The 22,668-nt window shown below is 51.0% G+C and carries 22 protein-coding genes and 1 pseudogene; 12 read left to right on the forward strand and 11 right to left on the reverse strand.

The window, feature by feature from the left end:
* Window positions 1–35 precede the first annotated feature (35 nt).
* Both gapA and FDP13_RS00675 read left to right on the forward strand, forming a co-directional pair.
* A complete protein-coding gene (gene gapA / locus FDP13_RS00670; protein ID WP_012769924.1) occupies window positions 36–1,031 on the forward strand; it encodes a glyceraldehyde-3-phosphate dehydrogenase in 996 nt (331 codons plus the stop codon).
* Between the two features lie 285 nt (window positions 1,032–1,316).
* Complete coding sequence (locus tag FDP13_RS00675) at window positions 1,317–2,189, forward strand: D-hexose-6-phosphate mutarotase (protein ID WP_143838181.1); 873 nt, start codon at window positions 1,317–1,319, stop codon at window positions 2,187–2,189.
* A 54-nt stretch (window positions 2,190–2,243) separates the two neighbouring features.
* On the opposite strand, the gene FDP13_RS00680 is transcribed toward FDP13_RS00675, so the two are convergent.
* Together FDP13_RS00680 and FDP13_RS00685 are read right to left on the reverse strand one after the other, a co-directional pair.
* Window positions 2,244–3,095 (reverse strand): aldo/keto reductase, encoded by an 852-nt coding sequence (locus FDP13_RS00680; protein ID WP_143838182.1) that lies wholly within the window; start codon window positions 3,093–3,095, stop codon window positions 2,244–2,246.
* 177 nt (window positions 3,096–3,272) lie between these two features.
* On the reverse strand, window positions 3,273–4,022 hold the full coding sequence (locus tag FDP13_RS00685; RefSeq protein ID WP_027712150.1) for a MipA/OmpV family protein: 750 nt from the start codon (window positions 4,020–4,022) through the stop codon (window positions 3,273–3,275).
* A gap of 452 nt (window positions 4,023–4,474) precedes the next feature.
* Here FDP13_RS00685 and yeaG point away from each other — a divergent pair, with 452 nt between their 5' ends.
* The 6 genes from yeaG (at window position 4,475) to FDP13_RS00715 (ending at window position 12,837) form a co-directional block, all read left to right on the forward strand.
* Window positions 4,475–6,409 (forward strand): protein kinase YeaG, encoded by a 1,935-nt coding sequence (gene yeaG, locus FDP13_RS00690; RefSeq protein WP_012769928.1) that lies wholly within the window; start codon window positions 4,475–4,477, stop codon window positions 6,407–6,409.
* 36 nt (window positions 6,410–6,445) lie between these two features.
* Complete coding sequence (locus tag FDP13_RS00695; RefSeq protein WP_143838184.1) at window positions 6,446–7,723, forward strand: YeaH/YhbH family protein; 1,278 nt, start codon at window positions 6,446–6,448, stop codon at window positions 7,721–7,723.
* A 208-nt stretch (window positions 7,724–7,931) separates the two neighbouring features.
* Window positions 7,932–8,735 (forward strand): ABC transporter ATP-binding protein, encoded by an 804-nt coding sequence (locus FDP13_RS00700; protein ID WP_143838187.1) that lies wholly within the window; start codon window positions 7,932–7,934, stop codon window positions 8,733–8,735.
* A 4-nt stretch (window positions 8,736–8,739) separates the two neighbouring features.
* Window positions 8,740–9,558, forward strand: a complete 819-nt coding sequence (locus FDP13_RS00705; RefSeq protein WP_012769931.1) for an ABC transporter ATP-binding protein — start codon at window positions 8,740–8,742, stop codon at window positions 9,556–9,558.
* Window positions 9,559–9,583: 25 nt separating this feature from the next.
* Entirely contained in the window at window positions 9,584–11,092 is a 1,509-nt protein-coding gene (locus tag FDP13_RS00710; RefSeq protein WP_033577306.1) for an ABC transporter substrate-binding protein, read from the forward strand.
* The gene (locus tag FDP13_RS00715) at window positions 11,089–12,837 is read left to right on the forward strand and encodes an ABC transporter permease subunit (RefSeq protein WP_143838191.1); all 1,749 of its coding nucleotides are present in this window, start codon (window positions 11,089–11,091) and stop codon (window positions 12,835–12,837) included. Before FDP13_RS00710 ends, FDP13_RS00715 begins: the two co-directional genes overlap by 4 nt.
* Before the next feature lie 83 nt (window positions 12,838–12,920).
* On the opposite strand, the gene FDP13_RS00720 is transcribed toward FDP13_RS00715, so the two are convergent.
* Complete coding sequence (locus FDP13_RS00720) at window positions 12,921–13,169, reverse strand: GlsB/YeaQ/YmgE family stress response membrane protein (protein WP_012769934.1); 249 nt, start codon at window positions 13,167–13,169, stop codon at window positions 12,921–12,923.
* A gap of 335 nt (window positions 13,170–13,504) precedes the next feature.
* Between FDP13_RS00720 and FDP13_RS00725 the strand changes: the two genes are divergently transcribed.
* Window positions 13,505–14,194 (forward strand): DNA/RNA non-specific endonuclease, encoded by a 690-nt coding sequence (locus FDP13_RS00725; RefSeq protein WP_143838193.1) that lies wholly within the window; start codon window positions 13,505–13,507, stop codon window positions 14,192–14,194.
* A 540-nt stretch (window positions 14,195–14,734) separates the two neighbouring features.
* Here the strand turns inward: FDP13_RS00725 and FDP13_RS00730 are convergent.
* From FDP13_RS00730 to FDP13_RS00740, 3 genes are all read right to left on the reverse strand, one after another.
* On the reverse strand, window positions 14,735–15,136 hold the full coding sequence (locus FDP13_RS00730; protein WP_143838195.1) for a hypothetical protein: 402 nt from the start codon (window positions 15,134–15,136) through the stop codon (window positions 14,735–14,737).
* Between the two features lie 180 nt (window positions 15,137–15,316).
* On the reverse strand, window positions 15,317–16,525 hold the full coding sequence (locus FDP13_RS00735; protein ID WP_143838197.1) for a hypothetical protein: 1,209 nt from the start codon (window positions 16,523–16,525) through the stop codon (window positions 15,317–15,319).
* Window positions 16,526–16,528: 3 nt separating this feature from the next.
* Window positions 16,529–16,828: a nuclease domain-containing protein gene (locus FDP13_RS00740; protein WP_143838199.1), complete on the reverse strand. Its 300-nt coding sequence runs from the start codon at window positions 16,826–16,828 to the stop codon at window positions 16,529–16,531.
* A gap of 432 nt (window positions 16,829–17,260) precedes the next feature.
* Between FDP13_RS00740 and FDP13_RS00745 the strand changes: the two genes are divergently transcribed.
* A complete protein-coding gene (locus FDP13_RS00745) occupies window positions 17,261–17,485 on the forward strand; it encodes a hypothetical protein (RefSeq protein ID WP_012769940.1) in 225 nt (74 codons plus the stop codon).
* Window positions 17,486–17,550: 65 nt separating this feature from the next.
* Here FDP13_RS00745 and FDP13_RS00750 read toward each other — a convergent pair.
* Window positions 17,551–17,823: pseudogene (locus FDP13_RS00750) on the reverse strand (IS1 family transposase); the annotation flags it as partial.
* A 1,027-nt stretch (window positions 17,824–18,850) separates the two neighbouring features.
* Window positions 18,851–19,189, reverse strand: a complete 339-nt coding sequence (locus tag FDP13_RS00760; RefSeq protein WP_143838201.1) for a YebY family protein — start codon at window positions 19,187–19,189, stop codon at window positions 18,851–18,853.
* Window positions 19,190–19,423: 234 nt separating this feature from the next.
* On the opposite strand from FDP13_RS00760, the gene FDP13_RS00765 reads away from it, so the two are divergent.
* On the forward strand, window positions 19,424–19,822 hold the full coding sequence (locus FDP13_RS00765) for a hypothetical protein (protein WP_033577300.1): 399 nt from the start codon (window positions 19,424–19,426) through the stop codon (window positions 19,820–19,822).
* Between the two features lie 176 nt (window positions 19,823–19,998).
* Here the strand turns inward: FDP13_RS00765 and ftnA are convergent, their stop codons facing one another.
* The 3 genes from ftnA to copC all read right to left on the reverse strand — a co-directional run bounded on the left by ftnA (window position 19,999) and on the right by copC (window position 22,046).
* Window positions 19,999–20,508, reverse strand: coding sequence for a non-heme ferritin (ftnA, locus tag FDP13_RS00770; protein WP_012769945.1), 510 nt, complete (start codon window positions 20,506–20,508; stop codon window positions 19,999–20,001).
* Window positions 20,509–20,765: 257 nt separating this feature from the next.
* Window positions 20,766–21,641 carry a copper homeostasis membrane protein CopD gene (gene copD / locus FDP13_RS00775; protein ID WP_143838203.1) on the reverse strand — a complete coding sequence of 292 codons (876 nt, stop codon included), beginning with the start codon at window positions 21,639–21,641 and terminating at the stop codon, window positions 20,766–20,768.
* Between the two features lie 24 nt (window positions 21,642–21,665).
* A complete protein-coding gene (gene copC, locus FDP13_RS00780; RefSeq protein WP_143838383.1) occupies window positions 21,666–22,046 on the reverse strand; it encodes a copper homeostasis periplasmic binding protein CopC in 381 nt (126 codons plus the stop codon).
* Between the two features lie 161 nt (window positions 22,047–22,207).
* Here copC and FDP13_RS00785 point away from each other — a divergent pair, with 161 nt between their 5' ends.
* Window positions 22,208–22,438, forward strand: coding sequence for a DNA polymerase III subunit theta (locus FDP13_RS00785; RefSeq protein ID WP_012769948.1), 231 nt, complete (start codon window positions 22,208–22,210; stop codon window positions 22,436–22,438).
* Window positions 22,439–22,668 lie beyond the last annotated feature (230 nt).

Raw genomic sequence — 22,668 nt, forward strand, 5'->3', positions numbered from 1 at the left:
ACCTTTTATTCACAAACCAATAGCTGGTGGAATATATGACTATCAAAGTAGGTATCAACGGGTTTGGCCGTATTGGCCGTATCGTTTTCCGCGCTGCCCAGGAACGCTCTGACATCGAAATCGTTGCCATCAACGATTTGCTGGATGCGGATTACATGGCGTACATGCTGAAGTATGACTCCACCCACGGTCGCTTCAAAGGCACTGTTGAAGTAAAAGACGGCCATCTGGTTGTTAACGGCAAAACCATCCGTGTTACCGCTGAGAAAGATCCGGCTAGCCTGAAGTGGAACGAAGTGGGTGTTGACGTTGTTGCTGAAGCAACCGGTATCTTCCTGACTGACGAAACCGCACGTAAACACATTCAGGCCGGTGCCAAGAAAGTGGTTCTGACTGGCCCGTCCAAAGACGATACCCCGATGTTCGTTATGGGTGTTAACCACGAGTCTTACGCTGGTCAGGAGATCGTGTCCAACGCTTCCTGTACTACTAACTGCCTGGCACCGCTGGCTAAAGTTATCAACGACAAATTCGGCATCGTTGAAGCGCTGATGACTACCGTTCATGCGACCACCGCTACTCAGAAAACCGTTGACGGCCCGTCTCACAAAGACTGGCGCGGCGGCCGCGGCGCAGCCCAGAACATCATCCCGTCTTCTACCGGTGCAGCCAAGGCTGTAGGTAAAGTTATTCCGGCACTGAACGGTAAACTGACTGGTATGGCGTTCCGCGTTCCGACCCCGAACGTATCCGTGGTTGACCTGACCGCACGTCTGGAAAAACCGGCAACGTACAAAGAAATTTGTGCCGCTATCAAAGCCGCTTCTGAAGGCGAGCTGAAAGGCGTTCTGGGTTACACCGAAGATGACGTGGTATCCACCGATTTCAACGGCGAAAAACTGACCTCCGTGTTCGATGCCAAAGCCGGTATCGCACTGAGCGACACCTTCGTGAAACTGGTTTCCTGGTATGACAACGAAACCGGCTACTCTAACAAGGTTCTGGATCTGATCGCCCACATCTCCAAATAATGTGGCGATGAATAGATGATAAAAGGGCGACGTGAGTCGCCCTTTTTTATTGGGTATATACCCAAAATAATTCGAGTTGCAGGAAGGCGGCAAGAGAGAGAATCCCGATGAGCTTACTCAGGTAAGTGATTCGGGTGAACGACAAATCTGCCGGGAGCAGATTTGAACGCTGCTTGCAGCGGCCCGAAGGGCGAGGCCCATTGATGGGCCGAGTCACGCAGCCAACGCACCTGCAACGTGAAGTATGACGGGTATACAACAAGACCACCAAGGCAAACCAATACCATGAACGATAAAATTTATTCACTTCCCATCAATAATGCGATCACTACCCATCTGAGCCAACGCCAACTGGATCAACTACCGGTTATCGTGGTTGATCATCCACAGGTTCGCGCTGCCGTTGCACTACAGGGGGCGCATCTGCTCAGTTGGCAGCCCAAAGGCGAACAGCCGGTACTCTGGCTAAGCGATAACACACCATTCGAAAACGGCGTGGCCATTCGTGGCGGCGTACCGATTTGCTTCCCTTGGTTCGGCCCGGCGGCACAGCCCAACCACGGCTTCGGTCGCCTGCTGCCCTGGGAGTTCACCTCTCACAGTGAAGATGCAAATGGCGTAACCCTCGCCTTCACATTGCGTGACTCCGAGCAGACTCGCGCCAGTTGGCCACATGCCTTTACCGTTCTGGCGCGCTTCCATTTCAGTGCCGAGGAATGCCGTATGGAACTCGAATGCCACGGCGACTACAGCATCACCAGCGCGCTGCACACCTATTTCCAGATTGGCGACATCAGCAAAATTCAGATCAGCGGGCTGGGCAATACCTTTATCGACAAGGTTAACGATGGCAAAACCGATACCCAACAGGGTGACTTGACCTTCACGACACGTACTGATCGTATTTACACCCAACCGGCACCGGTCAGCCTGATTGAAGACCCGGTACTGAAACGCACCATTGAAGTGCACCACGCTCATCACAGCGATGTGGTGGCCTGGAATCCGGGCGCAGAACTGTCACGCACCATCAGCGACATGACGGACGACGGCTACCAGACGTTTGTTTGTGTTGAAACCGCACGCGTTACTCAACCGTTCGTCGCAACCACACAGGCGCCGGCGCAGTTGACTACAACGCTTCGCCTGCGCAAATAACCTTATCGCTTTCGTTCATGGCTGGCTTATGCCAGCCATGCTGCAACGTCTCGTCTACACCACATCCAACGGTTGTTTGCGATATGGCGCAGGATACGCCGCATCCAGAATGGCAAGATGCTCAGGTGACAACGTCACCTCAAGTGCCGCGGCATTCTCTGTGACATGCGCCAGTGTGCTGGCTTTAGGAATGGCAATAACGCCAGACTGGCGGATGACCCAAGCCAACAGCACCTGTGCCGGCGTCAGTGCCTGTTGTTGCGCCACCTGCACGACCGCCGGGTGTGTGAGCAGGTCGTAACGCAGTTGCCCGGCCTGAGCCAACGGACAATACGCCATCACGGGCAGTTGGCGCTGCTGACACCAGGGCAACAAATCATACTCAATGCCGCGTGAACCCAGATGATACAGCACCTGGTTGGTCTGACACTGCTCGCCTCCCCGATATGACCACAGCTCCGCCATATCATCGGTATCCAGATTGGATACGCCCCAGCGCCTAATTTTACCGGACTGTTGCAGTCTCTCCATCGCCGCGATGGTATCGATCAGCGGAATACCGCCACGCCAGTGCAACAAATACAGATCGATATAATCGGTTTGCAGACGTTTCAGGCTACGCTCGCAGGCGGCAATCGCCCGCTCTCCGCCCGCATTATGCGGATACACCTTAGAGACCAGATAGACTCGCTCGCGGCGACCGTGAATCGCTTCCCCGACGACCTCTTCCGCGCCACCGTCAGCATACATCTCCGCGGTATCAATCAGCGTCATGCCCAGATCGATACCCGCCTGTAACGCCCTGACTTCGCTGCCCTTTCGTTGAGCGCTTTCGCCCATAAACCAGGTCCCCTGTCCAATCGCGGGAACCGTTTCTCCACTCGGGAACTTTACCTGCTTGATCATGCGTTTACCCTCCTGCCTTCAGGGTAGCAAACCTCAGTTGCGCCATTAATGTGCAAATGGGGTGAATCCACCCCATTTTTGTGCAGCCGATGCACAACCTTTTGACATAAAGCCCCTGCCCTACGTCGGCTTGCTTACCCAATCCCTAATTGGCGATCGTCCCGTTTCAGGTATCGCTTAGAAACGATAACTGACGCCGCCCCCCAGCATCAGGTTATAGCTTTTATCCACCATCGGGCTGTCTTTGACTTCATCCGATAACCGGATATAGCGCCCGCTCACCCAGGAACTCCAACTGGCATTGATTTTATACCCGGCATTCAGCTCGACGTACGGCGACCAGCTATCATTGGGCTGATAATTACGTAATCCGGAACGCGCCGATTCATCGCCAGTAACGCCATAATAGTAACGATTCTGGTTTTCACTCGACCAGGTAATCCCGACGCCCGGCGTCAGGCTCCAGTCGCCATCATTGAAACGGTACAGGTAGGCGGAATCCCACACCAGGCCGTTGCTGTAATCCAGCGTGTCTCCCGCAAGCGTAGTCCGCAACGTTCCCCACCGAGCGTCATAGCGGTAAGCCACCCCCGCCATCAGCGTGCCGCGTCGGCGTTCAAGCTGCTTCATCTGGTTATCATCGCTATCGCCCGGTTTAAAACCGAAAGGGCTGTAATAGGCGGTCAGCGATAACTTGTTTTGCTCGTCGTTCCACAGGTAATACCCTCCTTGCAAACCACGCAGATAAAAGCTCTCGCTGTCGTAATTCACCATAGGAAAAGGATAAACGTGCCCGCTATCGCCGCGGTATATCGGCGTTTCGCCGACAGCGCCCAGCCCCAGGGAAAACTCATCCGCCGACGCAGTGGGAACGGCAACGGTTCCCGCCAGCATCGCCGCCAGGGCGGTTAATACGTATTTTTTCACGGTGGTCGTACTCCCTTCAATGTTACGTATTTGATCACATTCAGCACAATAGCAGCACCGGAGTCCTACATACATCACATTAATGTGAAAGATACATAAGTTATAACGATTTCATCTGCCTGCCGTTACCCCGCATCGGGTCTGCGTTAGGCGATAAAGAAACCGGGTTTTGCGCTGTCATGCCGAAGTGAGTCATTGAAATATCTTAAAAATGCGACGTAAGAATAGAGGCAATTTTATGGATGCAAACTACGCTTTAAAACAAGGCAGAGGATTTCTACTGATTACAACGGGTCGTCGGTTAACCGATGATCAGTGACCCGTCAAGTTGGCATAAGGGTTGCTGTATTTCAGTACGAGGTCTTCTTCCGGGAGAGCCATCCATTACATAGGCTTTATACATACCATTCGCTCTCTTACTCTGTGTTAATCGACGAAGGACGGGCAACGCTATGAACATATTTGATCATTATCGCCAGCGTTACGACGCTGCCAAAGACGAAGAGTTCACTCTGCAAGAGTTTCTTACTATCTGTCAGCAAGATCGCAGTGCGTATGTGAACGCTGCCGAGCGATTGTTAATGGCTATCGGTGAACCTGTCATGGTCGACACCGCTCAGGAACCGCGTCTGTCTCGTTTGTTTTCCAATCGGGTAATTGCCCGCTACCCTGCGTTCGAAGAGTTCTATGGCATGGAAGAAGCCATTGAACAAATCGTTTCTTATCTGAAGCACGCCGCACAAGGGCTTGAAGAGAAGAAACAAATCCTCTACCTGTTGGGGCCGGTGGGTGGTGGTAAATCATCGTTGGCCGAACGGCTGAAAGCGCTGATGCAGCGCGTTCCTATTTATGTTCTCAGCGCCAATGGTGAGCGCAGCCCGGTCAATGACCATCCGCTCTGCCTGTTCAACCCGCAGGAAGATGCCTCTATTCTGGAGAAAGAATACGGTGTTCCACGCCGCTATCTGGGCACCATCATGTCGCCCTGGGCGGCAAAACGGTTGCAGGAATTCGGCGGCGACATCACCAAGTTCCGTGTCGTCAAAGTCTGGCCGTCTATCCTGGCCCAGTTGGCGATTGCTAAAACCGAGCCGGGCGACGAAAACAACCAGGACATTTCAGCGCTGGTGGGTAAGGTAGACATCCGCAAACTGGAGCATTTCGCACAAAACGACCCGGATGCTTATGGTTACTCCGGCGCGCTGTGCCGCGCCAACCAAGGCGTGATGGAATTCGTGGAAATGTTTAAGGCACCGATCAAGGTGCTCCACCCCTTGCTGACCGCCACGCAGGAAGGTAACTATAACGGCACCGAAGGCATCGCCGCCCTGCCGTTCAACGGGATTATTCTTGCGCACTCCAACGAATCCGAATGGGTGCAATTCCGTAACAACAAAAACAACGAGGCCTTTCTCGACCGTGTCTACATCGTCAAAGTGCCTTACTGCCTGCGGGTTTCCGAAGAAGTCAGAATTTATGACAAGCTGTTGGTAAACAGTGAGCTGAGCCGTGCGCCCTGCGCTCCCGGCACGCTGGAAACCTTGGCCCGCTTCTCCATCCTGTCGCGGCTCAAAGATCCGGAAAACTCCAGTATCTACTCAAAAATGCGGGTATACGATGGTGAAAGCCTGAAAGATACCGACCCGAAAGCCAAGTCGTATCAGGAGTACCGAGATTACGCCGGTGTCGATGAAGGCATGAAAGGGCTTTCCACCCGTTTTGCCTTCAAGATCCTCTCGCGCGTGTTCAACTTTGATCACAGCGAAGTGGCGGCCAACCCGGTCCATCTGTTCTATGTGCTGGAACAGCAAATTGAGCGGGAACAGTTCCCGCAAGATGTAGCGGAGAAATACCTGGAACACCTGAAAGGCTACCTGATTCCGAAATATGCCGAGTTCATCGGTAAGGAAATCCAGACGGCTTACCTTGAATCTTACTCGGAATACGGCCAGAACATCTTTGATCGTTACGTAACCTACGCCGACTTCTGGATTCAGGATCAGGAATACCGCGACCCGGATACCGGCCAGCTGTTTGACCGTGAATCGCTGAACGCTGAACTGGAGAAAATTGAAAAACCGGCGGGCATCAGCAACCCGAAAGATTTCCGCAACGAGATCGTCAACTTTGTATTGCGCGCCCGCGCCAGCAACAACGGCCGTAATCCGAACTGGACCAGCTACGAAAAACTGCGGACGGTCATTGAGAAAAAGATGTTCTCCAATACCGAAGAGCTGTTGCCGGTGATTTCGTTCAACACCAAAACCTCGACGGAAGAGCAGAAAAAGCACGACGACTTTGTCGATCGCATGATGGAAAAAGGCTACACCCGCAAACAGGTGCGTTTGCTGTGCGAATGGTACCTGCGCGTGAGGAAGTCATCCTGATGCCGGACATCGACAGGCATGTCGTTTGGGGGAAACATGGCCTATTTCATTGATCGGCGTTTGAACGGCAAAAACAAAAGCGCGGTTAACCGCCAGCGCTTTTTGCGCCGTTACAAGTCGCAAATAAAACAGTCAATTGCCGGGGCCATCAACAAACGTTCGGTCACCGACGTGGAAAACGGGGAGTCTATCTCGATCCCCAACGCGGATATCAGTGAACCGATGTTCCATCAGGGGCGGGGCGGAGTCCGCCACCGGGTACACCCCGGTAACGATCATTTCGTTGAGAACGACAAGATCGAGCGCCCGCAAGGTGGTGGCGGTGGCGGCGGCTCAGGCCAGGGCGATGCCGGCCAGGATGGTGAAGGTCAGGACGATTTTGTGTTCCAGATCTCCAAAGATGAATATCTTGACCTGCTGTTCGAGGACCTGGCGCTGCCCAACCTGAAAAAAACCGAGCACCGGCAACTAAACGAGTACAAAACCCACCGTGCGGGGTACACCGCCAATGGCGTCCCCGCCAATATCAGCGTCGTGCGTTCTTTGCAGAACTCGCTGGCGCGCCGCATGGCGATGACTGCGGGTAAACGGCGCGAGCTTCACCAGCGGGAGGAAGACCTGGCATTGCTGGAAAACACCGAACCGGCTCAACTGCTGGAGGAGGAGCGGCTGCGTCAGGAGATCGCCGAGTTACGTCAACGCATCGCCAGCGTACCGTTTATCGATACTTTCGACCTGCGTTACAAGAATTACGAGCGCCGGCCGGAGCCGTCGAGCCAGGCGGTGATGTTCTGTCTGATGGATGTTTCCGGCTCTATGGATCAGGCCACCAAAGACATCGCCAAGCGTTTTTACATCCTGCTGTATCTGTTCCTGAGTCGAACCTACAAAAATGTGGAGGTGGTGTATATCCGCCACCATACGCAGGCCAAGGAGGTGGATGAGCAGGAATTCTTCTACTCTCAGGAAACCGGCGGCACCATTGTCTCCAGTGCCCTGAAACTGATGGAGGATGTCGTCAAAGAACGTTATAACCCTGCGCAGTGGAATATTTATGCCGCACAGGCTTCCGATGGCGATAACTGGGCGGACGATTCGCCGCTCTGTCGTGAGTTACTGGCCACCCGCCTGCTGCCGGTGGTGCGTTACTACAGTTATATTGAAATCACCCGCCGATCTCACCAGACGTTGTGGCGGGAATATGAAGCGCTGCGAGAGAGTTTTGATAACTTCGCCATGCAGCATATCCGCGATCAAGACGATATTTATCCCGTCTTTCGCGAAATCTTCCACAAACAAACCGTCGATAACTAACCTGACCTGTACAGCCGGCGTGTTACGCGCTGGCTGTCTTTTCCTGTTGTTTTTTCCTGTTGTCATTTCCTCCCAAACCGTAGCCACGCGGTACGCCGAACGGCTGGATCACGCCCCGCTGATTTCCATATCGACCGACGGGTTTTTATTTTAATTGATATGTTATAACATATTACTTGAAATAAATGTTCACATTCCGGGGTGCCGTGTGCTGGATGTCAAACAATTAACACTTTGTATTGACGGTAAAAACAAGATTAATGACGTCAGCTTCTCTCTGACGCCCGGTGAACGTGTCTGTCTGCTGGGTGGGTCCGGCTCAGGCAAATCGCTGACTGCACGTTGCCTGCTGGGGGTACTGCCCGTCGGCGGCCGGCTCAGCGGCAGCATTCGACTTCAGGGTAAAGAAGTGGCCAATATCGCCTTGTCACAGCGCCCGCCTTGTGAACGTCCGGCCGCGATTTTTCAGGATTCCGCCACATCGCTTAACCCGCTGTTCAGTATTGAAGCCCAATTTCGCATGGCGCTCAGGTCTCAACCCGCCCCACGGGCATTACCCGACCTGCTGCGTGCCGTCGGCTTTACCGATCCGCAAGCCGTGCTGATGCGCTATCCCGGCGAACTTTCAGGCGGCCAACGTCAGCGTCTGTGTATTGCATTGGCGTTGCTGTGCGAACGGCCGTTGCTGATCGCCGATGAGCCCACGACGGCGCTGGATGTCGTCACGCAAGCGCAGGTTCTGCAAACCTTACAAACCAGGCTGCAACAATCGCCGCGCACCAGCTTGCTGTTCATCACCCACGACATCACGGTGGCCGCCATGATCTGCCAGCGCGCACTGGTGATGGAAAACGGTCGTCTGGTTGAGCAAGGCGACATGCGCCAATTGCTGAATGCGCCCCGCCATACTTATACCCGCGCCTTGATTGCAGCCGCGCGGCAATCCTCTGTCGGCAACCGGCATAATCCCCAGGCGGTCACACCGACCATCCCCTGGTCACAGGCCAGTTGATACCATGAGCAATAATACGATTGGCGTACTACGAAACGCCCCTTTTTTACAGTTGCATCGCATCAGCCATCAGTATCGGGCTGCCGGTGGCTTTATGCGCCGAGCCACCGTCACGCCGACACTGCAACATCTCAGCCTTGATCTTCACGCCGGAGAACGCGTGGCATTGGTTGGAGCATCCGGCAGCGGCAAATCCACCTTACTGAAAATCTTGCTGGCGCTGGAAGCCCCGTCGCAGGGCGAAGTGTGGTGTCAGGAACGGCAAGTACACCCGGATCGGGTCTCCCGCTTGCGCTGGTATCGGCGACTGGTGCAGTACATCCCGCAAGACCCGGCAAGTTCGCTGGCGCCACATGCTTCGGTATTCGCGCTGATCGCCGAACCGCTGCGGCAACTGGGAGCAACGGAGAACCTCAAACAGGCGGTCTGTACTGCGCTGGAGCAGGTTGAACTGCCGCTCACCGTGTTGCACCAGCGCGCGGAATCACTCTCCGGAGGTCAGGCTCAGCGGGTCGCGATTGCCCGGGCGATTGCGCTTCGCCCGGCATTCCTGCTGGCCGATGAGCCGGTCAGCGGGCTCGACCTGCCCCTGCGTCAACAAATCACCACGTTGCTCGATTCGCTATCGCGCCGCCACGGGATGGGGTTGTTACTGGTTTCTCATGACCTGTCGGTGGTGACATCGCTTTGTCAGCGAGTGCTGGTTATGTACCACGGCCGCCTGGTGGAAGACCGCCCATTGCCCGACCTGCTCGCCGAGCCGTTTCATTTTCACACTCAGGCATTACTGGCAGCCGTGCCGACGCTGCCCGTTTTTGATTGAACTTTCACCATCATAAGGAATGCGTATGTTTCGCTCCCCCTCGCTGGTCGCCATACTGGCATCCGCCCTGTTACTCACCGGCTGTTTTGACAAACAGGAACCCGCCGCTGCCGGTGCGGACGGGCTGCGTATTCGCCTGGCCATGTTATTGCCGCCCCGCTCAGCGCTGTCGCCATTCAGCGATGACGCCTTTAAGCTGTCGCGTTGGCGTACCGGTGAGACACTGGTCGTGCTTGATGCTAACGGTGACGCGCAACCTGCACTGGCTACGCGATGGCAACAGTTGGATGAACTCACCTGGCGTTTTACCCTGCGCGACGGCGTGAAATTCCACGACGGCAGCGATTTCACTGCCGGTTCGGTGGTTAAAGCGCTGACGGCCGCCATGCACGCCGCCCCCAAACCACGCATCCTTGATGGCGTAACGCTTAACGTAACGGAGGATGATCCTCACACGGTGCGGATCACCACCGCGACCCGCGATCCGCTGTTGCCGCAACGCTTATCCAGCCCCCAGTTGACCATTCTGTCTCCTGCCGCTTACGGCGCCAACGGCGTGGTCAGCCCGATTCGAACCGGCACCGGCCCTTTCGTACTGACGCAGCTTAACGGCACCAGCAGCGCCAGGCTCGACCGGTTTGACGGCTACTGGGGCAACAAAGCCGCCGCGCCGGGTATCGATGTTGATTTTGTGCCGGATAGTGCGGCGCGTACCGCGGCGTTGCGTACCGGCACGGCTGACCTGGTAGAAGCCATACCGGTTTCACAGGCGCCGCTGCTGGACGCAGGACTGGTTCATGAGGTGCCGATGCCTCGCACCAATACGCTCTACCTCAATACCCGTCGCGGTGCATTCAGCGATCCCGCTCTGCGTGCGGCTGCACGCGATGCGATCCAGCGGGATATCCTGGTCAAAAACGTTTACGAAAACCGCGCCGATGTGGCGAGTGGGCTGTTAGGCCCGGCGATTCAATGGGCGGCAGCGTTGCGCCAGCCAGTCAGCGCCCCCGTCGCCGCCTCAGCCCCGAACGGTGCAACCATCACGCTGGCGACATTCAGCGACCGGGCGGAGTTACCGGAAGTCGCGGTTTATCTGGCACAACAGTTGACTGCCGCCGGCTTCACCGTGAAACAAGAAGTCCGCGAATACTCGCAGATAGAAGCGGATGCGTTGGCCGGCCATTTCGACGCCTTTATCTTGTCTCGCGCCACGGTATTGGATTCCGGCGATCCGGTCGCTTATCTGTATAGCGACTTTTCCTGCAAAGGCTCATTCAATATTTCGCAGTTGTGTAATCCAGCGGTAGACGACGCCCTGAAGCAAGCTGCCGCGACCCCGGCCGGTGAATCCCGACGTCAGGCGATCATGGCCGCCGAGCAGTTGATTCTGTCGACCAATGCCGCTATTCCGCTATTGCATGAAAGGGTGATTCAGGGTGAATCTGCGCGATTGCGTCAGGCCATTCGGGACCCACGTGAGCGCACATTGATAGACGTACAGACGCACATCGACGGAGCCTATACCAAACCATGAGTAACCCGCAGGCCCGGCTACCGCCAATAGCCATACTGTCTTCGTCGCTGTTGGTTATGGCTTCCCGTCTGCTGACGGCGCTGGCCATTATCGTACTGGTCGGGTTGCTGCCCTGGCTATCCGACGCTGATCCGGCACTGAGCCTGTTGCGTGCCCGTTCCAGCGAGCAGGAAGCCACGGCGGAAGCGCTGGAAGCCATTCGTCAGCACCTCGGCCTGTCGCAAGGGCCGTGGGTCTTTCTGAAACAATGGCTACGCGGTTTAGTACAGGGTGATGCCGGCGTATCCTGGGTATCCGGAAAACCGGTATTGCCCGGTATGCTGGAGGCTGCCGGCGTATCGCTGACGCTGATGTTGGCGGCGTTAACGGTAGCCGCCGTACTGGCGCTGTTACTGACTTGGCCGACCCTGAAGCGTGGGCTGGCCGGCGATAACCGGCGCAGTAACGGCATTCTGGCTACCGCCCTCACCGCGATGCCGGAATTTCTGTTGTCGTCGTTTTTACTGATCATCGGTGCGGTCTGGTTACAAATCCTACCGCCCTATGGCTGGCAATCATGGCAACATCTTGTTTTACCGGCACTGGCGCTGGGCATACCGGCCGGCGGCCTGCTCGGTAAGTTATTCAGCGATGCGTTAGCCGCCACCTTCAGCGAACCCTGGTTATTAACCTGGCATATGGCCGGTTTTTCGCGGCGCGACTGCCTGTCCGGCGTCGTACGTCGCGCCCTGCCGGCGATTTTGCCTCAGGTTGGTCTGGTACTGGTTGGGCTAACCGGAGGTGCAGTCGCGGTAGAAAAAGTGTTCGCGATACCGGGGCTGGGGCGAGCGACATTAGGCGCCGCCGCCGCGCAGGATTTGCCGTCGTTGCAATGCGGCGTGTTGATTCTGCTGGTGATGGCCGTCATAACGGGCAGCATTATCTCTCTGCTGCACCGCGTCCTGCTTGGACAGGCATTGGATAACGGTTCACTGTCCACGCCTGCCAGCACGATTGCCGTGATAAACCGCCATTATCGTCTGCCGTTCATGATCATGCTGTTGCTGGCGGTCATCGTTCTTACCGGCCTGCCACGCGATCCGTTTAGCTCCGATTTTACCCGGCTGCAACCACCCGACTGGTCGTTGCCGTTTGGTGCCGATGCCACCGGCCGCGACATGTTGGCTCGGGTTGCGCATGGTGCGCTCGCAACCTTGCTCACTGCGGCGGTGGTGACAGGTTGTTGCTTGTTGCTGGGGGTGTTCATCGGGTTGTTTCCCCGCCTGCTGAGCGGCCCGGCCGAAGCGGCCAACGCCATGCCGCCGGTTATCGCGGGCATGGTCGTCGCTGCGCTGTATGGCCCTTCTACCGCCGGTGCGGCGTTCGCGGTGGCGCTGGTGGCCTGGGCACCGCTGGCGGCACATACTGCGGCGCTGGTCACTGAAATCAACGCTCAGCCGTATATCCGCCTTACACCGCTATTTGGCCTAAGTCGTTTCACCTGCGTCATTCGCTATATTATTCCGGCGTTGATAGGCCCCGTCACACGCCATGCCATGTTGCGCCTGCCCGGTATCGCACTGGCACTGGCATCGTTGGGTTTTCTGGGGTTAGGCGAACAACCGCCCTCGCCGGAATGGGGGCGCGTTCTGGCCGAAGGGATGCCTTACGTCGAGCGTGCGGTCTGGACGGTTTTACCGCCTGTTTTCGCGCTCATCCTCTTATCCGTACTGGCGGTATCACTCAGCCAATCCTCTCGCCGTTAATAGCCGGCATCAGGCAGCTGATAACACGCACCTGATGCCGCCCCCACAGACGGATACCGATGGGGAATAGATAAAAGACGGTCTTAGTCGCGTACCCGACGGTAAATCCACAGTACGACGATCGCACCCACCACCGCCACGGCAAAGCTGCCGATATTAAAACCATCCACTTTACCGAAACCAAAAAAGGTGCTGATCCAACCGCCGACGACCGCCCCGACGATGCCCAGCAATACCGTCATGATAAAACCGCCACCGTCTCTACCCGGCATAATCCATTTAGCCAGAATGCCTGCAATGAGACCGAAAATAACCCATGAAAGAATTCCCATCGTACCCTCTCTGTTAGTATTGACCCTGCTTTGGCAAGCTTAGCACATGATTTTTCGTTTTATTTTTTCCTACTGTATACATCTGTGTCACGGCATATTGCCGTCAGTACCGTATTGCACCGGTATAATCGCTTTCCGTCGAGAGAGATTGTTCGGTGACAGAGATTGTTCGGTGACAGAGAGGTGAACCCGACGCACGCGATTATTCGGGCGGTAAACAGAATAATTATTCGGTCGCACCAAAGCGAATATCAACATGCTAACCAGCGAGGTCGTTACCGTTGATATTCCGCCTGATGATGTCTCCCGCTGAATATCGATAAGAGAGAAAAATAATGGCAATAGCTTCGATGACCCGCTGTTTATTGGTATTAATACTGATAATAGCCAGCTCACCGGGAATAGCCGGTCGTTCGCTATGTCCTGGAAATTTTATTCATGATGAAACACCGGATATTCATTATGATGAAGAAATCTGTTTTACAGCTTTTGCTGTCCTGTATAGCTATGCGAATAAAGGCCCCGTTATTTCTGCTGAGCATTTAACGGCGGAGAGGGTCAAAGCGGCAGAAAAACTTCCCCGGCGGAATGCCTTTCATCGTGAGCACCAAATCCCCACAGCAGCACAATCATCAAGTAGTGATTATGAATATTCCGGATACGACCAAGGTCATATGACGCCGGCTGGAGATATGCCTGATGCTCAAACACAGCGTGAGTCATTTTCAATGTCGAATATGACACCGCAATTACCGAAACTGAACCGACTATCTTGGCGTAAAACAGAAGAATATGTTCGCAAACTGGCGTTACAGGATGGCGAAGTCTGGGTAATTACCGGAGCCTTGTTCGGTAACAAACGTATTGGTAACAGTGTATCCGTCCCAACGCTGATTTATAAAGCCGTCAGCAGCCAATCCGGCCAACAGGTTTTTGTCGGCGACAATAGCTCCGGCGAGGTCACCTCGCTTTCCATCAGTGATTTTTATACGCAATACGCCATCGCCCCGTTTCCGCACCAATAGTCATGGCCGCCGGCGCTTATTTCTTGCTACACCATTGTTATTGAAAGGCTGGCGCTGTTAATTAAAAAACCCAAAGCACCCCAAGCGCCAGCAGCACTGCAGGTTTTCGCTTTTAATCAGAATATGGAAAAGGTCGTCATTGACGTAGGCTTCTGCAATTGGTTTCACAATCTGTGGGATGGGATTGAATACCATCATTTCAAGGGAATTACGCGCTATCACCTTACCAAATTCGCCGGGTGAATCTTGCGATCATTGCTCACATTAACGCATCAATAAGTATCCGGATAATTTTATAACCGTCATGCTTCAAGTTGCAGGCGCGTTGGCTGCGTTCATTCACCCGAATCACTTACCTGAGTAAGCTCATCGGGATTCTCTCTCTTGCCGCCTTCCTGCAACTCGAATTATTTTGGATATATCATCGTTATATCTCCTTCGGAAGGACCATGCACTTGAGAACTAACCAATAAAAACCGGAGCAGTTTTTAAGGCATACTCCGGTATCTTTCGCGAATTAAGCGTTTATGAGATATAAGGTCAATCAGGGTGCTGTAGTAAACCAGCTTCTTTCAGAGTCATAACAACATCCATCTGCCCATTCTGGTTTTTCGCAGCGCCAGGATAATATTTTGTGGCATTTCCCCACAATTCAGCCCTTGAATATTTCCTGCCTGGCTCTTTCAGTACCAAATCTGCTGCGGATACGGCATATTCTTTATTTGGGCTATCTGGTGGTAGATAATTTCCCTTCGGAATACCCTTAACATACCCTTCCTGACACAAGCCAAGAAATGCAGATTTTGGACACCCCTTTTTCTGACTTTCCCTGCTATCAGTGAACTGGATAATTGAAGATTCCCAGCACTCTCTTGGATCAAGCTTATTACTACTATCGTATTCTGATGCCACTGCCACCGCTGTTTCACCATAGATACCCATATTATGCCTCTATTTCGTCATTTATTTGCTTGCGAAGAAGCACACTCAATCAACGCTGCTTGTTCTTCCAACTCGATCCTTCGGTGAACTTTGCGAACCTTACCATTGCGGTTTTCAAGCCTGGCCTTGGTGCGAATGCTGGTTAATGCGTCGATTGAGTTACAGTGCATAAGTAAGCTATTATTTTACCTTATCAACCAGATTGGCAATCGCTTCAACACCGTCAAACATTGAGGGTATGTTGTTCTCATTAACCTGAATAGGGCTAAATATCATGGCATCAAAAAGTTTAAAAAGATCAGGATCTTTCATTTCAACCTTTTTACGATAATCAACATAGCCTTCAACAAAAGCACACAAACTCAATCTTAATTCAATTTGCACTAATTGTGTTCTTATTGACTTCCCCTCTAAATATGACAACCTAAAAAAATAGATTAATGCCAGCTCAATAGTCAAAATAGGGAAAATAATGAATAGTGCAGAGATATCCGTAGGGAAAAAATCTTTCTTTAGAAAGTGTAAAATAACGGCCAACACAGGAGCAATAAATATACAACCGAATAGATTTTGATAATAAACCTCTACAGTTCTTAACTCATCCTCTTTCTTTTCTTTTATTTGAGCAAAAGCAGAACTCAACGCAACAAAATTATATTCCGTCCTCATTTTGCTGACCTTGTCAGCAAGTGCATTTATTTCTTCAACCTTACCATTTATATCGACAACCATATCATTTATTTTTTCCTTATCCATCCTTATTATTTCTTGTGACTTGGTATAAGTACTTGAAATGCTATCAGAAAAATAAGCAAATTTGTTTTTTACCAAATCATCCACCTCTTTAGTAAAATCATATTTCTTATGATCTATATCTTTTATTAGTGACTTAGCTTTCTCAAAGCCATCACTATTCAAAACGGATCTTACCAACGTGACTACGAAATAATCCCTAATCCATCCAAACTGTGCACCAAGAATCTCGGATGGGTCAAACAAATTATCTAACATAGTCAGCGTGTCGTATTCAAGAAATATTTGCTCTCTTTCCCTGCCAATCCAGAAATAAAATTCATACATAAGTCTTATTAAATTTGATAAAAAAGGAATCTTATTGTTAATATAATACTCTCGTGAGAACTTAATTTGCTCCGGTATCACCTCCTGATTAAAAGAGGTGTTTTTATCTAAAAGTTCCCTTCTATTAGTGAAGATTCTATAAAAATCGCTCCATGCCGCCCATAATATACTATTAATAAAATCTTCCTTTTCTTCTTCAGAACTTAGTTCATTGATTCTATATTTTTTATTTTTTGATATTTTCTCAGATATAATTCTATGTGTTTTTTCAATTTCATCTATTACTGACATATCGGTGTAAATTCCCACGATTTAACTACCCCTCTCTAAAATGAACTTAAAAATAAGATATAATGCCTGAAGAAAAACCTCTTCCTGCACCCAGTCATAAGGCACTCGCCTATCAATCACATCATGACAAGACGAGTAACTATAGACGGCCCAGAAGTCATCACCTTTATATCCCATACCATGTGTCGGACTGGGGAGATGGCATAATACTGTCGTTTCTGGATTGCCGTTACAGATGCCTGGAATCTGAAGCGTGCAAACTTGCCCATAGGCAGGCTCACGTAACGCTTTACTTCGGAATGCGGGAGATTTTCTTATCATAATCAAAACCCCATCGGTTGGCTAACAACTTATTCCATCTCATATTGTTCGGAGTTGTCATGCAACGTCTATCCCCATCAGTCACTCCGCCTCACGCCGGTCTGCTCCAAAAGCACGTCGCCTGTCACCAGCAGTTTTCCACACTGAATGTAGCTGAGAGCCAGGCTACGCCATTCTTTATAAAACACAGTAATTACCGCAGTAGGCGTGTACTGGTGCGATCGCCTGAAAAAATGGAGATGATAATATTTTTATAGTGACCTAACCCGAAAGAATACCATTCATATAATTCGCTTGGTAATTATATGAATATAAGAAATAGGGAAAAGTAAGATTGTCAAATAAAAAATAATATGCTTTGATGATTTCATAAATGGAGTTAGCGTTTTTACACAATTAACAAAATCACAACTGAATGAAAAAAGGATTAACATGGCTCATCAAGTTAATTTGAAGCTGACAGAAAACATTGTCCTTCATAAAGATATTGAAATAGAAGTCAAGAAAGATGGAGAAAAACTGGGGACAGCATTAATCAGCAAGGGCAATATTGAATGGCTGCCAGCCGGAAACTCCGTTAATAAACACCGATTATCATGGGCTAAATTTGCTGAGCTTATGGAGCAACAAGGGAAAAACACCAAGGTAAAAAAATAGCATCGCTTTATAGTTGCATAATAGCTGTAATTTTATGCAACTTTTAAACCTTTTTCTTTTTAATTCTATGCCAAACTATTGACCTTAAACAAACAATGAAAGACCACGCATCCAATTGAGCGTGAAAAGCCGATGCTTTTGCGGGCCAACCGTTTGAACCGGGTTTTCAGCGTTGGGTTGTTGCGATCAATGCGATGAACCAAAATTTTGCCGCTGAGATGCCCGTCTTTCGGCAGCTCTCTGGCATAGTTGCCCAAGTCATCGCTGGTCAGTATTCCGATGTTAAAGGGCGTGAGCAGAGCCAGCGTTGGCGTGCATAAAGCTCCATTAGGACCGAAAAAGCTTCAGGAAGGTTGACGTTTCCGTATCTGCCGCACTTGCCAAATCTTCAACACAATGGCAAGGATTATTGCAGTACACAAATGTAGAAGGAACCACACCGCCCAGGCAGGGGCCAGGTATAGCATCCCCGGCGCATCAGGATCCTCTTCCCACACCTGGTAGCCCAAATAACTCCAGATGAAAAACGTCGGCACTGTCCAAACCAGGTAAATCAACCATCGATAGGTATTGATAAAAACGAGCACTTTCCTTGTCACGTAAACTCCTTCTGCATAACTGTATTCAAGGCCTGTCGATATTGATGAAATGACATGAAAGCATCCCGAAAACGGTCTGACATATTTTATAAACCGGGATGAAATTTATCACATTGAATTTATAGCACAAGTAAACAGACGCCTTCACGCCATGTCGATCTTATTTTATGGCAATGCTTAGCATTCCTGCATCTTTTCGCCTGAAAGCGGGTTTTAGGCTATATCCCTTAACTTAACAACCGCTTCAAAAATAATCTGATCGCCCTCAGCTTTAGCATACTCAGGTCATTTCTGGCTGTTTTTTCCGAGCATGTAGCGGTACGACGATTTTCTTTGAGTATCGCAAAGCGACGCTCCACGACAATCTCTTGTTACAACATTGTTATTGAAAGGCCGATATTGCGACAGATAATGGTGATTATCTGACCGTTGCAATTTACACCGGGTACGGATTTTCGGACCAATTTCGGACATTTTCGGACTTTTAAAAATAAATCATTTAAAATCAATAAGATAAAAAAAGACCGAACACGATTCCTGTGCCCGGTCTAGGGAAATGGCTCTTGGGAGAGAGCCGTGCGCTAAAAGTTGGCATTTGTTGCAGGCGTCATTTCCGCCTGCACTTTAAGCGTAGACGACTCACTTTCGTTTTCCAGTCTGGCCCATTTTTTGAACAGTCAATTCCGAAACAATCTGTACACTTTGTGACAACCAACGCAAACCCGCGCATTCAGGATCCACAGTCGTCTTCGGCGTGCTATGCGCACTACTGACAGAGGCTTTGCGCCCGGTCGATAAAGGGTTGCAGACTCATCTTTTGCCCTGGGTGCTGCGGATCTTCCAGCAAGATGGTTTCCAGCGGGCTGGCGTTTACCTTACCGGCTTTGACCTGCTCGCGCGCAACTTCATTGAGGGGATACTGCACCAATGTGCTGGGATTAATCACAAACAGGGCGTGGCCAAGGCGGCAAATCAACTGAACTTCTTCACGGTTAAATGCCCAACGCGAGCCATATTCCAGCTTGCTCAAATTAGCCAACTGCGGGGCGGCGAACGCCTGGGCCGACAGCACAGAGACAATAAGTGACAGCACTACTTTTTTCATCGTGATATTCCATGTAAAGCCCCCAGAGGGTGTACCACCGGGTGCAGCGATGTGCTATGGGTGATGTAAGCGGTAAATCCGTCTTTCCAGAACCGGGATCATAGCGACCCGCATTGATGAAGTCGAGTTGACGATACCGGCACAATCATCAGGGAAATACGTTAATGGTTAATACGCCGTTGATATTGCATTCGGCATACTGCGGCGGGGGTATAACAGACGAGACTATCAATAATGAGAAAAATCATTTTCGCCGTTGCGACATCGTTAGTATTGGCAGGCTGCGCAACACAGCAACCACCCACGCAGATACAGGTCCAAACCGCTAACTATGGGACATTGCCGGCAGATTATAAAAAGCAAATACACGCGTATTGCAGTTTTGCACTTAAAGATCCCTATAGTGCTCGTTATGTGTTCATGACGCCATACAAAGGTTATTTGGAAGAGGGGTCGAAATTATCATCAAAATATAAAGTTACGTTTGGATGGGTGGTTCCTGTCTGGATAAATGCGAAGAATGGATTCGGTGCTTACATGGGAAAAAACAAGGTGTTATTTATGTTCGCTGAAGGAAAAGTTTATAATTCTTCAATTAACAAGTCATTTGGTAACGTCGTGCCTGTTATTTAAATATTATACCCTAAATAGTTCGGGTTGCAGGGCAAACTCCAGGTATAACCGAGTAAGAAAACCAACGCACCTGCAACTTGCAGTATGACCGGTATATATCAATAAAGCCAAGCGATGGGAAAACGGCAGCTAAACGCCTTATCGGGCAGCAGGTAATCCTGCTGCCCCAGAAGCTATCAGGCTGACGGTGCTACCGAGGTTGCCATTTTTTTCAGGTCCTGATCAATGAAGAACAGGCCGCCTTCCTGAGTATTTACCATACCCAGTTTGTCGAGAATGGATTTGAACAGCTTTTCTTCTTCATGTTGTTCAGCGACATACCATTGCAGGAAATTGAAGGTCGAGTAGTCCTGCAATGTCATGGCCGCATGAGCCAGTTCATTGATTTTCTGAGTAATCAATTGCTCATGCTCATAAGTCAGCTTGAATACATCCTGCAGCGAATCGAAATCTACCGGCGGCGCAGCAATCGCCCCCAACACCGGCAGACTCCCCGTATCGTCCAGATAATCGAACAGGCGCTGCATATGATCCATTTCTTCGCGAGAGTGTGATTTGAGGAAAGCTGATGCCCCTTCAAAACCTTTGTCGCCACACCAAGCGCTCATCTGCAGGTACAAATTAGCGGAGTAAAACTCGAGGTTGAGCTGTTCATTCAGCTTTTGAATCATTTCTTTTTTTAACATGACCGTTCCTTATTTTACTGGCAGATGATGGTTCTGCTTTATATTATGCATGTAAAAAAGGAGATTTGAAACATCGCATTAACACAATATGAAGGTTGTTTCTTCATAAATTCAACGCATTATCATTTAATCATGATAATGATTTTCATTATTCGGCATGTGTCCGGAGATTGGTTCTGATAACTATTTTCATTATCCAAATATGGTTAAAAATAACAGCACGGCTCTTTGAAAGCGGCTTTCATTCCTCGCACGATTTACACTGGAGACAATGTCGCCAGAAAACTGACCAACGCAATAACCAAAACAGATAATCCACACTCTACCCTGGTTACCCGCAAGAAATAATCATAAGCGGCGGTATTGGCTTGCTGAAAACGCGGCACCACCCGGTAGCGATTAAATAACGCCAGCAACACCATAACAGCAACCAACATAACTTTGATGGCAAGCAAGACGCCATACAGCCCTATTTCCGGTAACGGCCAACCGAGAATTAATCGGGTATTGATCAACCCGGTCAGGATCGCCAGCGCCACCGCCCAATGGCCGTAACGAGAAAAACGCATCATCGTCAGGATGGCATCCGCTCGCATCAGCCCTTGTCGTGCATCCCGCAACACCGGTAGCAAAGGCAGTAGCCCACCAACCCAAAAGGTCACAGCCAACAAATGCACAGCCTGATTGATACTATGCAATAAGCCGAGTTTTCCTTCCAGCATCGCGGCGTGCCCCAGCCAAGCCATGCCGCACAGCTGTAATACGCCGAACAGCAACACGCTCGCCAGCCATACCGGATGACGCTGGAACACCATCACACAGGCCACTAACGCCAGCACCGGTTGCCATACCCAAAATGTGCCGAAGCGGGTACCCAACACCGCACGCCAGGTGGCAACGTCACTCATATTATGCCAGTTGCCGCTCATCAGCCCAGTCTGTGCCGCCAGTATGGCAATCGCCGTTAAAAATGCCGCCACACTGCTGAACGCCATCACCCCACGCAGTCGTGAAGCCAACCAAGCCCGGTACTCACGGGGAGCCAGTAACTCACTGAACCCCGCGACACCGACTAACAACATGAGGCTGGAAAAATGCCCGAGGCGCAATAATGCGTACACACTTTCCAGCATCGTCACAGAATCCGCATTCTTATGTTACTCGACAACGAAGCGATAGCTTCCCTCAGTCTTATGACCATCAACAGAGAGCACATGCCAGTTAACCTGATAGTTACCACCGGTCAGCGGCTTCTCAAGCGGAACAACCAGAACATTGCGGTGTTCATTGTCTACCGTTACCTTGTCCACCGGCACGGCCTGCCCCGCCAACTTCAGTTCAACACCGCTGAAAGCAGCCTCAATATCTTCAGAGAAACGCAACGTCAGAAATAACGGAGCCTGTTGTACTGAAATTGTTTTATCCGCAATCGGCGTCTGGCTTTTAAGATGCGCATGTGCCAGCGCTGCATGAGAGATAATCAGGCTCCCTACAAGCAACGCCGTATTCAAAGCCGGAAAAATTATACGTTTCAACATTGTCTTATCCTTGTATTGCTTTCCTGTCACACCCGTTTCACCCCAAAACAGCGGCAAGAATACGAGTCACCTGATGACTTGTCGAGATGCGGGAAGTAACAGGATTTGCCAATTCCGCACTTCTGCTTTACTTTTGTGGCGCAACACAGAAGGAGGCAATCATGGGATACAATTTGGCCGACCTGCCTTATGAAGAAATGGAAAAGGTCAATGTGGATCTGGCAGCATCCGGCGTAGCGTTTCGCGAACGCTACAACATGCCGGTGATCCCGGATGAAATCGAACAGCAGCAACCCGCGCATCTGCGCGCCTATTTTCGGGAAAGGGTCAGTGACTACCGGAGGATATCCCACCAGTTCTCCACCTTACCGTACGACCCTCACAGTAAATAAAATATTCCGCAGCACAAGTTGGCAAGGATGCTATCCAGCACGGAAGGATAGCGTCCGATTGTCTAGCCGCACGCCGGTTTTCGTCACTTTTTCTGTTCTGTTCCGCCATTTTTTGGGTCAAAAAAAGCATTTTTTCGCTTGCATCTCCTCACAAACAGGGGGTTAATAAACAGGCATACCAACCTTTTACCAAGCGAGGCATAAGATGAGTAAAGGAATGGACAGCAAGA

This window comes from Dickeya sp. ws52 (genome assembly GCF_007210685.1).
Classification (GTDB): Bacteria; Pseudomonadota; Gammaproteobacteria; order Enterobacterales; family Enterobacteriaceae; genus Dickeya; species Dickeya chrysanthemi.

Excerpts from the sequence above, each read along its gene's own strand:
- gapA (WP_012769924.1), top strand. The coding sequence starts at position 36 with ATGACTATCAAAGTAGGTATCAACGGGTTTGGCCGTATTGGCCGTATC.
- FDP13_RS00675 (WP_143838181.1), top strand. The coding sequence starts at position 1,317 with ATGAACGATAAAATTTATTCACTTCCCATCAATAATGCGATCACTACC.
- FDP13_RS00680 (WP_143838182.1), bottom strand. The coding sequence starts at position 3,095 with ATGATCAAGCAGGTAAAGTTCCCGAGTGGAGAAACGGTTCCCGCGATT.
- yeaG (WP_012769928.1), top strand. The coding sequence starts at position 4,475 with ATGAACATATTTGATCATTATCGCCAGCGTTACGACGCTGCCAAAGAC.
- FDP13_RS00695 (WP_143838184.1), top strand. The coding sequence starts at position 6,446 with ATGGCCTATTTCATTGATCGGCGTTTGAACGGCAAAAACAAAAGCGCG.
- FDP13_RS00705 (WP_012769931.1), top strand. The coding sequence starts at position 8,740 with ATGAGCAATAATACGATTGGCGTACTACGAAACGCCCCTTTTTTACAG.
- FDP13_RS00710 (WP_033577306.1), top strand. The coding sequence starts at position 9,584 with ATGTTTCGCTCCCCCTCGCTGGTCGCCATACTGGCATCCGCCCTGTTA.
- FDP13_RS00715 (WP_143838191.1), top strand. The coding sequence starts at position 11,089 with ATGAGTAACCCGCAGGCCCGGCTACCGCCAATAGCCATACTGTCTTCG.
- FDP13_RS00720 (WP_012769934.1), bottom strand. The coding sequence starts at position 13,169 with ATGGGAATTCTTTCATGGGTTATTTTCGGTCTCATTGCAGGCATTCTG.
- FDP13_RS00725 (WP_143838193.1), top strand. The coding sequence starts at position 13,505 with ATGGCAATAGCTTCGATGACCCGCTGTTTATTGGTATTAATACTGATA.
- FDP13_RS00730 (WP_143838195.1), bottom strand. The coding sequence starts at position 15,136 with ATGGGTATCTATGGTGAAACAGCGGTGGCAGTGGCATCAGAATACGAT.
- FDP13_RS00740 (WP_143838199.1), bottom strand. The coding sequence starts at position 16,828 with ATGATAAGAAAATCTCCCGCATTCCGAAGTAAAGCGTTACGTGAGCCT.
- FDP13_RS00745 (WP_012769940.1), top strand. The coding sequence starts at position 17,261 with ATGGCTCATCAAGTTAATTTGAAGCTGACAGAAAACATTGTCCTTCAT.
- FDP13_RS00760 (WP_143838201.1), bottom strand. The coding sequence starts at position 19,189 with ATGAAAAAAGTAGTGCTGTCACTTATTGTCTCTGTGCTGTCGGCCCAG.
- FDP13_RS00765 (WP_033577300.1), top strand. The coding sequence starts at position 19,424 with ATGAGAAAAATCATTTTCGCCGTTGCGACATCGTTAGTATTGGCAGGC.
- ftnA (WP_012769945.1), bottom strand. The coding sequence starts at position 20,508 with ATGTTAAAAAAAGAAATGATTCAAAAGCTGAATGAACAGCTCAACCTC.
- copD (WP_143838203.1), bottom strand. The coding sequence starts at position 21,641 with ATGCTGGAAAGTGTGTACGCATTATTGCGCCTCGGGCATTTTTCCAGC.
- copC (WP_143838383.1), bottom strand. The coding sequence starts at position 22,046 with ATGTTGAAACGTATAATTTTTCCGGCTTTGAATACGGCGTTGCTTGTA.
- FDP13_RS00785 (WP_012769948.1), top strand. The coding sequence starts at position 22,208 with ATGGGATACAATTTGGCCGACCTGCCTTATGAAGAAATGGAAAAGGTC.